This window comes from Rhodococcus sp. RDE2, from assembly GCF_020885655.1.
Classification (GTDB): domain Bacteria; phylum Actinomycetota; class Actinomycetes; order Mycobacteriales; family Mycobacteriaceae; genus Rhodococcus; species Rhodococcus pyridinivorans.
This window is the reverse complement of record NZ_AP025186.1, coordinates 1,532,961-1,545,457: the sequence shown is the minus strand read 5'-3', so window position 1 is coordinate 1,545,457 and position 12,497 is coordinate 1,532,961. Positions and strand designations below refer to the sequence as shown.

At 68.1% G+C, this 12,497-nt stretch carries 11 protein-coding genes; 6 read left to right on the top strand and 5 right to left on the bottom strand.

Annotated elements, in window-relative coordinates:
• Positions 1 to 4: 4 nt before the first annotated feature.
• Positions 5 to 1,075: a cupin domain-containing protein gene (locus LPH33_RS07320; RefSeq protein ID WP_016695624.1), complete on the bottom strand. Its 1,071-nt coding sequence runs from the start codon at positions 1,073 to 1,075 to the stop codon at positions 5 to 7.
• Between the two features lie 58 nt (positions 1,076 to 1,133).
• Positions 1,134 to 1,991: an IclR family transcriptional regulator gene (locus tag LPH33_RS07315; RefSeq protein ID WP_160874742.1), complete on the bottom strand. Its 858-nt coding sequence runs from the start codon at positions 1,989 to 1,991 to the stop codon at positions 1,134 to 1,136.
• 117 nt (positions 1,992 to 2,108) lie between these two features.
• On the opposite strand from LPH33_RS07315, the gene LPH33_RS07310 reads away from it, so the two are divergent.
• From LPH33_RS07310 to LPH33_RS07295, 4 genes are all read left to right on the top strand, one after another.
• The gene (locus tag LPH33_RS07310; RefSeq protein WP_229568281.1) at positions 2,109 to 3,296 is read left to right on the top strand and encodes an MFS transporter; all 1,188 of its coding nucleotides are present in this window, start codon (positions 2,109 to 2,111) and stop codon (positions 3,294 to 3,296) included.
• 84 nt (positions 3,297 to 3,380) lie between these two features.
• On the top strand, positions 3,381 to 4,577 hold the full coding sequence (locus tag LPH33_RS07305) for an FAD-dependent monooxygenase (RefSeq protein ID WP_160874744.1): 1,197 nt from the start codon (positions 3,381 to 3,383) through the stop codon (positions 4,575 to 4,577).
• A gap of 148 nt (positions 4,578 to 4,725) precedes the next feature.
• Entirely contained in the window at positions 4,726 to 5,883 is a 1,158-nt protein-coding gene (locus LPH33_RS07300) for a helix-turn-helix transcriptional regulator (RefSeq protein ID WP_160874746.1), read from the top strand.
• 3 nt (positions 5,884 to 5,886) lie between these two features.
• Positions 5,887 to 6,990 carry a glycosyltransferase gene (locus tag LPH33_RS07295; protein ID WP_160874748.1) on the top strand — a complete coding sequence of 368 codons (1,104 nt, stop codon included), beginning with the start codon at positions 5,887 to 5,889 and terminating at the stop codon, positions 6,988 to 6,990.
• A 53-nt stretch (positions 6,991 to 7,043) separates the two neighbouring features.
• Here the strand turns inward: LPH33_RS07295 and LPH33_RS07290 are convergent, their stop codons facing one another.
• Together LPH33_RS07290 and LPH33_RS07285 are read right to left on the bottom strand one after the other, a co-directional pair.
• Complete coding sequence (locus tag LPH33_RS07290; RefSeq protein ID WP_160874750.1) at positions 7,044 to 7,499, bottom strand: SRPBCC family protein; 456 nt, start codon at positions 7,497 to 7,499, stop codon at positions 7,044 to 7,046.
• A gap of 73 nt (positions 7,500 to 7,572) precedes the next feature.
• A complete protein-coding gene (locus LPH33_RS07285) occupies positions 7,573 to 8,373 on the bottom strand; it encodes a DUF5602 domain-containing protein (protein WP_229567610.1) in 801 nt (266 codons plus the stop codon).
• Positions 8,374 to 8,583: 210 nt separating this feature from the next.
• Between LPH33_RS07285 and lhgO the strand changes: the two genes are divergently transcribed.
• Together lhgO and LPH33_RS07275 are read left to right on the top strand one after the other, a co-directional pair.
• A complete protein-coding gene (lhgO, locus tag LPH33_RS07280) occupies positions 8,584 to 9,780 on the top strand; it encodes an L-2-hydroxyglutarate oxidase (protein ID WP_160874951.1) in 1,197 nt (398 codons plus the stop codon).
• Positions 9,781 to 9,868: 88 nt separating this feature from the next.
• A complete protein-coding gene (locus LPH33_RS07275) occupies positions 9,869 to 10,528 on the top strand; it encodes an SDR family oxidoreductase (RefSeq protein WP_085470453.1) in 660 nt (219 codons plus the stop codon).
• A 68-nt stretch (positions 10,529 to 10,596) separates the two neighbouring features.
• Here LPH33_RS07275 and LPH33_RS07270 read toward each other — a convergent pair whose 3' ends face one another.
• Positions 10,597 to 12,495 (bottom strand): FAD-dependent monooxygenase, encoded by a 1,899-nt coding sequence (locus tag LPH33_RS07270; protein ID WP_229567608.1) that lies wholly within the window; start codon positions 12,493 to 12,495, stop codon positions 10,597 to 10,599.
• Between the last annotated feature and the right edge of the window lie 2 nt (positions 12,496 to 12,497).

Sequence of the window (12,497 nt, the reverse complement as noted above, 5' to 3'; positions counted from 1 at the left end):
GGGTTCAGGCTCCTTCGGAGATGATGGTGCGGTTGAAGTGCAGACGTTCGACGATCGGCGCGTCGGAGAAGGCGAAGAGATCGACACCCTTGTCGGTCTCGAGCGACCACTCGACCCAGGACGGGACGACGATCATGTCGCCCTTGGTGACGTCGTGACTCTTGTCTGCGAGATGGAAGCGGCCCTCACCGTCGAAGACCTGGAAGACCACGGATCCGACGTCGCGGCGGGCGCGGGTGTGCGCGCCGGCGCGCAGTCGGTGGAACTCGGCGCGGATCGTCGGCATGACGTCGCCGCCGGTGGTGGGGTTGGTGTAGCGGACTGCGGCGTGGCCGGGTTCCGGGGTGGCGGCGTAACCCTCGTCCTCGAGGGCGAGCTGCTCGTTCAGCGCGCGGTCGGTGTGCTCCCAGCGGTAGCACGCGATCGGCGAGCTGGTCTTGCGGTCGAGACCCACGAGCGGGCGCAGACCGGGGTGGACCCACAGTCGCTCGGACCGGGAGATGTCCGGGGTGCCCTCGTCGGTGACACCGTCGGAGCCGAACTCGAAGAACCCGGTGTCGGTGTAGTGCACGAACGGGATGTCGAGGCCGTCGATCCACGCCATCGGCCGATCGGTCTCGTTGTGGTGACCGTGGAAGTTCCAGCCCGGGGTGAGCAGGAAGTCGCCGCGGCGCATGGCAACCGGGTCTCCGTTGACCACGGTCCACACGCCCTCACCCTCGACGACGAAGCGGAAGGCGTTCTGGGAGTGCCGGTGCTCGGGAGCGGTTTCCTTCGGGCCGAGGTACTGGATCGCCGCCCACAGCGTGGGGGTGACGTACGGGACGCCACCGAGACCCGGGTTCGCGAGCGCGATGGCGCGACGCTCACCGCCGCGGCCGACCGGCACGAGATCTCCGGCGCGCTGGGCCAGCGGGTACAGCGTCGACCACTTCCAGACGAAGGGGACGGCCTTGGACGTCGGGACCATCGGCATCAGGTCGCCGATCTGGGTCCACAACGGGTTGAGGTGTTCGGTCTCGAAGTCGTCGTACAGCTTCTGGAGCTCGGGATCGACAGGCTCGGTGGCAGTCATGAAATCTCCTTGTCCGGCGTTGTCTCCAAACTAGGGGCGCCGGAACCGGGGAATCCATCTATTTCTGCACAGTGGAATTCGGGACGTCCGGACCGGCGATATCGGCGACGTCGACCTCGATGCCCCGCACCGCCGCCTGCATCTGCGCGACCAGCCTTCCGCGCAGATGCTGCCGGTAGCGGGTGACCGGCACGGCTACCGTCAGGGCACCGATCGCAGTGCCCCGGCCGTTGCGGATCGCCACCCCGATCGCCGCGACACCCTCCTCCGTCTGCTCGACGTTGACCGCGAAACCCAGCTTGCGTGCCGCCTCGAGTTCGTGCGCGAACTCCTCGAACTCCCCGATGGCCATCCGGCGGTCGGTCGCGTAGGCGGGGCTCGGCCCCTGACTGATGTGGGGCTCGTCCGCGGGTCGCAGATAGAGCTGTTCGAGCACCGCACGGGGAAGCTCGGCGAGCAGGATCCGTCCGCCCGCGGTGAGCTCGGCGGGGAGCACCTGACCTCGGCGATCGCCCACACGCAGGATCGATGCCGCCTCCGCCGTCCACAGGAAACGCGCCTGCGAGCCCACCCGGATCACGAGGTTGACGGTCTCGTCGGCGAGCGTGGCGAGAGCTTCCATGTGCGGGCGACAGAGGTCGGTGAAGTCCCGCGTCCACCCCTGACTGGCCGGGCCGACGCCGAGCGCCGGCCCCGGGTGGTACATCCGTTTCTCGTCCTGCACGGCGAAGCCGCGATAGACGAGCATCGCCAGCAGACGGTGCGCGGTGGACGGCGCCGTGCCGAGTTCCGCGGCCGCGTCCTTGAGCCGGATCGCACCCGCATCGCGGAGCAACTGCAGCAGCCGCAACGCGTTGTCGACCGACTCGAGCATGTAGGTCGGCTTGCGGATCGTGCCCATCGGCTTATTCTGCATAGCAGAACTTTATTGCATCGCCGGGCGGCGCGCGCCCACCGTTGAAGAATGCATCTGGAGAACGAGGCTTCACCGACGCGGGCCGGAGGCAACATCACACTCCCCCGTGCTCACGTCATGGCGGTGATCGTCTGCTGGCTGTTCGTCGTGTTCGACGGCTACGACCTCATCGTCTACGGCAACGTCATATCGAGCCTCCAGGGCGAGTGGGGCATCAGCGCCTCCACCGCCGGTACCCTCGGAAGCCTGGCGTTCGTGGGCATGATGATCGGCGCGGTCCTCGCCGGCCGGCTCTCCGACGCGATCGGACGCAAGAACGCCGTCATCGGCTGCGTCGTCGTCCTCTCCGTCTTCACCGCCCTGTGCGCGGTGGCACCCGGACCCGTGATCTTCGGTCTCCTGCGCCTCGTCGCCGGTATCGGACTCGGCGGACTCGTACCGACGTCGAACGCTCTTGCCGCCGAACTGGTGCCGGACAAGTGGCGCGCCGCGGTCGCGACGATGATGATGTCGGGCGTCCCGATCGGCGGCTCGATCGCCGCCCTCATCGGCATCCCGGTCATCCCCAACTGGGGCTGGCGCCCGATGTTCGCTTTCGCGCTGATCCCCCTGCTCGTCCTCGTCCCGCTGGCGATCAAGGTGCTGCCGAAGCACGCCGTCTCGAACGCCCATCCGGACAACTCCGCGGGTGGTTTCAAGGAACTGCTCGGCTCGCGTTTCCGCACCATCAGCATCATGTTCGCGGCCGTCACCGTCGTGACCCTACTCGCCTGGTACGGCCTCGGCACCTGGCTGCCCAAGCTCATGCAGGGCGAGGGCACCGATCTCGGCAACGCCCTCACGTTCTCCCTGGCCCTGAACCTCGGCGCCGTCGCCGGTTCGTTCATCACCGCCTGGGGCGGCGTCCGCTGGGGTTCGGTCCCCACCAGCATCGTCGCCGCGCTCATCGCCGGCGTCGCCCTGCTGACCCTGCTGCTCGACCCGCCGGTCGCCGCGGTCTACCTGATCTTCGTCCTCGCAGGTGTGGGCACCCACGGCACGCAGGCACTGATCATCGCCGCGGTCGCGTCCTACTATCCCGACCACCTGCGCGGTACCGCCCTCGGCTGGGCCCTCGGCGTCGGACGCATCGGTGCCGTCGCGGCCCCGCAGATCGGTGGCTGGCTGCTCGCCGCCGGCCTCGGTGCCCACTCGAACTTCGTCCTCTTCGGTGTCAGCGCCCTGATCTCGTCGCTGCTGCTGACGGTGATCTGGAAGAAGTTCCCCGCACGCCACGAATCGCTCCGCCCGGTCTCCGCTCACTGATCACACCGCGGTCGATCGCGCCGCGATCGATACGCGCTGACCGCGCCCCGTTCCCCTCTGCTTCACACGATCCGAAGGAGTGTCATGTCCGATCTGAAGGACGCTCGAGTTCTCATTGCCGGTGGCGGCATCGGCGGTGTCGCCAATGCCCTCGCTCTCGCGCAGAAGGGCGCCCAGGTCACGCTGTTCGAGCGTGCCCCCGAGTTCGGTGAGGTGGGCGCAGGACTCCAGATCGGCCCGCACGGCTCGCGCATCCTGCAGTCGCTCGGTGTCTACGACGAGGTCATCGCGAAGGGCGTGCTGCCCAAGAACCTCGTCTTCCGTGACGCCGTGACCGCGGAGATCCTCACGAAGGTCGATCTCGGACGCGACTACCAGCAGCACTACGGCGGTGTGTACTTCGTCGTGCACCGCTCGGATCTGCACTCGGTGCTCGTCGAGGCGGCCCGCAAGGCCGGAGCGGATCTGCGGACGAACTCCACGGTGACCGACGTGGTCACCGAGGGCGACACCGTGCGGGTGATCCTGGAGAACGGTGAGGAGCACGTCGGCGACGTCGCACTCGGCATGGACGGCCTGCACTCGCGCCTGCGTCCGAAGCTGTCCGACGACCAGCCCGTCGGCTCGGGTTACGTCGCCTTCCGCGGCACCTTCCCGATGAACGAGGTTCCGCTCGAGGAAGAGATCGAGGACGTCGTGGGCTACATCGGCCCGCGTTGCCACTTCATCCAGTATCCGCTGCGCCAGGGCGAGATGCTCAACCAGGTGGCGGTCTTCCAGTCCCCCGCATTCCTCCGCGGTGAGGAGAAGTGGGGCAGTCCCGAGGAACTCGCGCACGCCTACGACCACTGCCACGAGAGCGTGCAGACCGCACTGAAGTACCTGTGGACCGATCGCTGGTGGCCGATGTTCGACCGCAACCCGATCGACAACTGGGTCGACGGCCGGATGATCCTGCTCGGCGACGCCGCGCACCCGCCGCTGCAGTACCTCGCCTCCGGTGCCGTCATGGCGCTCGAGGATGCGAAGTGCTTCGCCGACTACGCTGCCGAGGACCTGCAGGGCGACAGCGCGAACTGGCCGAAGATCCTGAAGGACGTCAACGCCGAACGCGCACCGCGCTGCAACCGCATCCTCACCACCGGACGCATGTGGGGCGACCTGTGGCACCTCGACGGTGCCGGTCGCGAGGCCCGCAACGAGCTGTTCCGCACCCGCGACACCTCGAGCTACAAGTACACCGACTGGCTCTGGGGCTACAGCTCCGACCGCAACCGCTGAGAACTCACACAGCGCCACAGAGGAATTCGTCCCGTTCCGGACAATGCCGTCCCCGATCCACCGGTCGGGGACGGCATTCGCCGTATATGCGCCGTTCATCCCGCGCCGAAGGGTGCCGGAGCGAGCGTGACCAGCACATACTGAGAACATGACCGCGTCACGGCAGGCGTCGGCGCTCCGCAGCGAGGTTCGGGACATCGCACTCGGAACCGCCGATCCGGCCGAGTTCCGGCAGGCCGTCCTCGACACGATCCGGCGGCGTATCCGTTTCGACATCGGATGCATCGCCCTCGTCGATCCGGCGAGCATGTTGTTCACGGCCGTGACCATGGTCGATGCCGCTGCCCCCGCCGGACGTGCTGCGGAGACGGTGGCGCACATCGAGTACGGCACGTCGCCCTTCGCGAACACCTACCGCAGGCTCGCCCGGACGCGGACCGGTGTGCAGACGATCCGCGAGGCGATCGACGGCGACATCCGCGACTCCCTGCCCTACAGCGAGGTCCTCGAACCGCAGGGAATGGACGACGAGGTGCGCCTCGTCTTCCGGGGCCGTGACGGTCGCGTCTGGGGCGGCGGCACTCTCATGCGCGGCCCCGGCCGGCGCTTCGACGCCGACGATGTGGCAGCCCTCGCAGGATGCGTGGGCGAGATCAGCGACGGACTGCGGTTGTCGTTGCTCCGCGAATCCCCTCGACTCGCGGCGGACATCTCGTCCGGCGGTTCCGGTCCCGCGGTCGTGGTGGTGGGCGCGGACAACGAGATCGAATCGGCCACTCCCCAGGCGGTCGAGTATCTCGAGCGCCTCGGCGCCGAAGGTTCCTTCATGCTCCCCGCCGTGGTGGTCGCCGTCCGTTTCCGCTACGAGGGTTCCGCTGCGCGCGTCGTCCGTGTCCGTACGGAGGACGGTCAGTGGCTCGTCCTGCGGGCCGGGTTACTGGACGGCCGAGGAGAATCGGCCCGGATCGTCGTCGCGATCGAACCCGCACAACCCGGTCAGCTCGTGGCTCTCACCGCCGCCCTGCACGGTCTCACGGAACGGGAGACCGATGTCCTCGCCCGTGTTCTCGCGGGAGAGACACGCACCGAGATCGCCCGTGGACTGTTCATCAGTCCGTACACCGTGCAGGACCATCTGAAGAGCATCTATGCGAAGACGGGTGTGAACAGTCGCCAGGAACTCGTCGCACGATTGTTCTTCACGCACTGCCTCCCCCGGATCGGTACGGAGATCGGGCCGGATGGGTGGTTCGTCGAGAAACCGGCGCCGACGAACGACCCGGTCGGTGCACATCGGAAGAGGTGAACCGTGGCACGCATCCTGATCGTCACCCTGGAAGGCGGTGGGAACTACCCGCCCGAAGCAGCACTCGGATGCGAGTTGCACCGCCGCGGACATCACGTTCGGGTTCTCGGTCATGAATCGCAACGGAAGGTCGCGGAGGACGCCGGTCTCGTCTTCTGCGGCTACCGGCACTCGCCGACCTGGACTCCCCACGTAGAACTGAGCACCCCGAAAGTGCTGACCATGGCCTACGCCATGATGACCGACCCCGCCGTCGCGCGGGATGTGGAGGACGAGATCACCCGGGAGCCGACCGATCTGGTGATCGTCGACTGCATGCTGTTCAACGCCCAGGACGCTGCGGCGCGCACCGGGGTGCCGCACGTGGTGCTGTTCCATTCCTTCTTCGCCGCATTCGACGGCGCATTCCGGCACGGACCGTTCGGGATCGGTTCGCGACTACGCGGCCTGGGGCCGAAGCGACTGTGGGAACAGGCCGACATGCGACTCGTGTGCTCGGACCGAATGCTCGACCCGGCCGCGCGACGGCGCACGGACGGCTCGATCGTATGGACGGGTGCGATTCACGACGCGAGGGCCGCGGCGGTCGGACGAACACCGCCGTGCGTGCTGGTCAGCCTGAGCACCGCCGGTTTCCCCGGCCAGCGCCGCACCTACCAGAACATCTTCGACGCCGCGGCGGAGATGGACGCGGAGTTCGTCGTCACGACCGGGCCGGCGATCGATCCCACCGGGTTGCGTGTACCGCCCAATGCGACCGTCCATCGGTACGTCCCGCACCACGAACTGATGCCGACCTGCTCGGCGGTCGTCGGGCACGGCGGGCACGCGACGGCCTTCCGGGCTCTCGCACACGGACTTCCGATACTGATCATGCCCATGTCGGCGGTGACGGATCAGGCGATCATCGGTCGTGAGGTCGCGAAGACCGGGGCGGGCATCCGCCTGCGGAAGACCGCCTCGCCCGAGCAGATACGCGCGGCTCTCGCGAGTCTGCTGACCGACGACGGTCATCGCACGGCGGCAACACAACTCGGAGCCCGGCTCCGCACCGTCGACGGTGCATCGGCTGCCGCCGACCGGGTGCTGACGCTCGTCGACCACTGACGAACACGCGAAGGACCGGCACCTGTCCGGTAGGTGCCGGTCGATCCTCCGCATCACCCTTCGATCGCATCTCCCTCCTCCAGAAGCTGTTTCGCATGTTCGAGGTTGTTCCGCACATCGCGCGCGTACAGCTTCTCCACGACCGGCTGAGTGAACCTGCCGAAGAAGTTCCCGACGTCCTCGGTGTCCTGGTGGAAAGTGACGCGGGTTCCCGTCTCCACCGGCTCGAAGCGATAGACGGTCTCGTACCGGATCGGGCTCTTCACACTGCGGCGGTGCTGGGCTCTGCCGGGCTCGACCCGGGCCAGTTCCTCGGTGAGTTCGATCCGCCGTCCGGCAACCTTGACGGTGGCGCGCGAGACGGATCCCTCCTTGCCGCCCTCACCCGAGACCAGCTCGTAGTCCATGACGTTCGTCATGTAGACCGGAGCGTTCTCCGGGTCGGCGAAGAAGGCGAAGACCTCGTCGACGGGCTTGTCGATGACGACGGATTCCTCGGTTACGGGCATGACTTTCCTCCGTTCGGATCGGTGTCGTAGTTACTGTTACTGGTGTACTGCAACGGTTTTCATGAACAATGCGTCAGGATGCCTGACGCGGGACCATCCCTCCGAGGGCGATGTCGTATTCCTGCGCCTGCTCGTCGAATCCGACGCTGTAGACGGTGGGATACCAGGCCGAGTGCTGATAGGCGGCCGGCAACTTGATCTGTTCGCGGATCGTCGGACTGGTCAGCAACCACTCCCGCGTGATCATCGGCTCCATGAACGTGTAGTCGCCGTCCCACGATCCGTTGACGAAGGTCTCGGTGAAGTCGTAGACACCCGGGACCATTCCTTCCGTGATGTCGAGCCAGTGCACACCCATCAACGGCACCGCGAGTTGCGATGCGAGCATCCCCGGCGGGGTCACGTAGTCGCTCGGCATGTACTTCGGGTCCGGGAATCGTTCGGCGCGAGCAGCGTAATCCGGTGCGGCCGGGTCGATTGCTTCGATCGACGCCATGTCGGTCATGTAGAAGTGCATGTCGAAATGGGGCTTCCCGAACAACACGGTCGGATCGTGTCCGCGCGGATTCCAGTTCAGCATGACGTGGTCGAACACCGTGTCGGATGCCTGAAGGGGCAGGTGCAGCATGTACATCCCGTCGACATCGGGCAGTCCGTCGAGGGCCGCCGGCGAGAAGCGGATACCGACGGCGGTCGGGGCACCGTTCTCGTCGACGGTGGCATACGCACGCGCGGTTCCGTCACCGACGCTCACGGCCTGACCGAAGTGCAGGTGGGCAGGTGTGGGCACCGCCGACGCCACGCCGCCGACCGCCACGGCGACGCACGCGGCGAGGAGTACTGCGATGGAACGAGATGAACGATGTTTCTTCATGGCACTATCCGATCGACGAGGGTTCTCGGTGAACCTCTCCATTCCGTGGATCCAGTCTCGGCCGGTGTTCGTGACCTCGGCCATCCCTCACTCGGGGGATTTCGCCGAGCGATCCGACAGAAGAGCCCGTCGTCACAGCGTCGCGACATATACTCGCCGGACTGCGGACGGACGTCACGATCCGCGGAGAACAGGGAGCGGCACTTGAGTATTCGCAACCTTCGCGTCGCGGTGGTCGGTGGAGGGATCATCGGTGCCGCGACCGCCCGGCAACTCGCTCTCTCCGACGCCGACGTGACCTTGTTCGAGAAGGAGGACCGGCTCGCCGCGCATCAGACAGGGCACAACAGCGGCGTCGTCCACGCCGGCCTCTACTACACGCCCGGCAGCCTCAAGGCGCGGTTGTGCAGGCGCGGTGTGGAGTTGTTGCAGACGTTCACCACGGACAAGGGCCTGCCCTACGACGAATGCGGCAAGGTCGTCGTCGCCCTCGACGAATCGGAACTCGGCCGGCTCGACGCGATCTTCTCGCGGGCCACGGCGAACGGGGTCCCCGGCATCAGGCGCATCGGTGCCGACGAGATCACCGCGATCGAACCGCACGCCGTCGGGATCGCAGCCCTGCACTCCCCGCACACGGCGATCATCGATTTCGTCGCCGTCACCCGCGCGCTCGCGGACGACGTCGTCGCCGCGGGTGGCACGGTGCGGACCGGTACCGCCGTGACGGCGATCCGCGAGGCGGGCGAGCAGGTCGTCGTCGACATCCCGGGCGATCAGTTGGCCTTCGACCTGGTGATCACGTGCGCGGGACTGCAGTCCGACCGTCTCGCCCACACCTCGGGCGACACCCGCGACCCGCGGATCGTCCCGTTCCTCGGCGACTACCTGCTGCTCGAACCGGACGCGGCGGCGAAGGTGCGCGGGCTGATCTATCCGGTGCCCGACCCCCGCTATCCGTTCCTCGGTGTGCATCTCACCCGCCGGATCGACGGTGAGGTGATGGTGGGACCGAACGCCTTCCTCTCCCCCGGCCGCGAGGCCTATCGCGGCGGGCGCGGATCGTGGCGGGATCTGCGCGACGCCGTCGCCTGGCCCGGTTTCTGGCGGTTCGCCGCCCACAACCTGCCCGCAGCGGGCCGGGAACTGCGCACGGCGAGCAGCACTCGACGGTTCGTCGCCGATGCGGCCGCGTACATGCCCGGGCTGACCGTCGACGACGTGCGGCCGGGTCCGCGCGGCATCCGCGCCCAGGCGATGAACTCCGACGGAGGTCTCGAGGACGACTTCGTCGTCACCGGGCACGGACGGGTCGTGCACCTGCGCAACGCCCCGTCGCCCGGGGCCACCTCGTCGATGGCGATCGCGGAGTATCTCGTCGACCGCGCACTCGAACGCATCGCCTGATCGGGTCACCCGGCGGCGGACGTCACGGTTCGCGGTGACCGGTTCCGGGCATGCTGCACGGGAACCACTTCATCGTCAGGAGGTCTCCATGGCACGAATCGCACTCTTCGGAGGACACGGCAAGGTCGCGTTGCATCTCGAGCGGCTGCTGGCCGATGCCGGTCACGAGACCAGTGCGTTCATCCGCAATCCCGATCACGCCGACGATGTGCGCGCTGCCGGTGGCACGCCCGTCGTCGCCGATGTCGAGAAGATGGACATCGCCGAGATCACCGAACTGCTGCGCGGACACGACGCGGTGGTCTGGTCCGCGGGCGCGGGCGGAGGGAATCCCGAACGCACCTACGCGGTGGACCGCGACGCGGCGATCGCCTCGATGACCGCCGCGCAGGAGGCCGGGGTGCGCCGGTACGTGATGGTGTCGTACTTCGGGGCCCGCCCCGACCACGGCGTCCCCGAGGACAACAGCTTCTACGCCTATGCCGAGGCCAAGTCGGCCGCGGACGCCCATCTGCGGGGCACCGACCTCGACTGGACGATCCTCGGTCCGAGCGCACTGACCCTCGACCCGCCCACCGGCCGCATCGAGATCGAGGGGCACGGGGCGAGCGACAAGGGACAGGTCTCGCGCGCCGACGTCGCGGCCGTCGCCGCAGCGGTGCTCGAGCGGCCGGGGACGGTGGGACGCACCATCGAGTTCAACAACGGTGACGTCCCGATCGACGAGGCACTCGACGCGCTGCGGTAGTTCCCGCGCAGCAGTCCGCCCCGGTAGCAGGGGGCAACCGGGGGCGGACATACGAGCGATGTGATCGCTCAGGCCTGCGGGGCGAGTTCCTCCACGCGCAGCGGCGAGGTGTCCGCGGCCGCCGCGATGGCCTCCTCGAACTGCCGGTGGTCGACCTGCGAGCCGAGCACCAGCGCGAGTCGCGTCAGGAAGCCCTCGCGGTCGTCCTCGGCGGCCTGGTCCAGGGCGGTCGACAGGCCGAGCCAGACGTTCTCACGACGCTGGTCGTCCTCGGTGACCTGCTCGGCGGGCCGGGCCGGGAGTTCCGCGCCGGCCGGGGCGGCACCCGAGCGCAGGGACGCGGCGACACCGTCCAGGTCGGCGACCGGCACACGGCACAGCAGCAGACCGTCGGGGCGGATCACGAAGGCCTCACCGGCCGTCGCGCCGAGTGCCTCGACGAGATCGGGCGCGTCGAGGAGTGTCACACCGTCCACCTCTGCGCTGTCGACGGCGAGGGCCGCGACGCTCTCGGGTGCGAGTGCCTGCGCAAGGCCGTTCGCGGCGGCGGCGAGGGCGGCCGAGCCCGCTGCGTCGAGGCCGACCCCGAGCACGGCGAAGCCGGTGCCGCGCGCGTCGTTCAGCGACGTCTCGCGACCGGCGATGCGGATCCGGCGGTCCTCGACGGGATCGCCCGGGAGCACACCTTCGGTGCCGGGGGCGACCGACCAGGTCAGCGGCGACAGTCGGGCGTGCGTGGCGCTGGACTGACGCGGGTTGATCAGGTGCCCGAACTCGGGGCGTCCCACGGCGAGCGCGAGGATCGCGTCACGCGTGGTGCGGTAGCCGTGGCTGCCGGGGCTCATGATGAGCGTGGACTTGCCGGCGTTGGCGACGTTCTGCTCCCACGCGTTGTGGCGTTCGAACGAGTACGCCGTCAGCAGGGCGGGTTCGGCGTTGCCGTTCACGACCGCGGCGAGCTGCCACGCGAGGGTCTCGGCGTCCTCCATGCCCGAGTTGAGCCCGCGCACACCGAAGATCGGCACGAGATGGGCCGCGTCACCGGCGAAGAGGAGACGGTCGTGGGTGAACTCGTCGAGGGCGAGTGCGCGGGCGCTGTAGAAGCCCTTCCACTCGAGGGTCCACGGCAGGTCGTTCTGCAGCCAGTCGAGGTGCTTGGCGATGCGGGCGCGGATCGCCTCCTCCTGCGTCTCGATCTCGGCGTCCTCGGACGGGTCGAGCTGGTAGTCGATGCGCCAGATGTTGCCGGGCTGCTTGTGCATGATGATCGTCGAGCCGGGGTTGCTCGGCGGGTCGAACCAGACCATGCGCTCCGCGGGGAGATCGGACTCCCAGTGGATGTCGGCGATGACGTAGCGGCCCTCGTAGCTGGTGCCCTGCAGACGCAGGCCCGCGAGTTCGCGCATGCGGCTGCGGCCACCGTCGGCGGCGACGACCCAGCGTGCGCGCAGGTGCCGCTTGCCGGCGGCGGTGTCGACCTCGAGGGTGACCTCGTCCTCGCCGCGCAGGATCCCGGCGATCGGCGCCTGCCAGTGCAGGGTGACGAGGGGGTTCTGCTCGATGGTGTCGACCATGATCTGCTCGAACTCCGACTGGGAGACGTTGATCATGGGCGGGCGGACGTCGAAGTCACGCTGCGGCATCTGGAAGTGCAGGACCTGCTGGTCGCGGTAGAAGCTGCGACCGCCGACCCACGGCAGCACGATCTTCTCGAGTTCGTCGCCGAAGCCGAGGCGGGCGGCGGCCTCGAGGCTGTGGCGCGAGATGCAGATGGCACGCGAGCCGAAGGACACCTGATCGGCGGCCTCGAGGATGGTGACGGGCACACCGCGCTGGGCCAGCCCGAGGGCGACGGCCATGCCGACCGGTCCGGCACCGACCACGACGACGGGCAGCGTCTCGTCGGCGGGAGTCATCGACTCGAACTTCGAGGCGGGGTACTTGGGCGGCTGGTAGTAGGTCGACATGA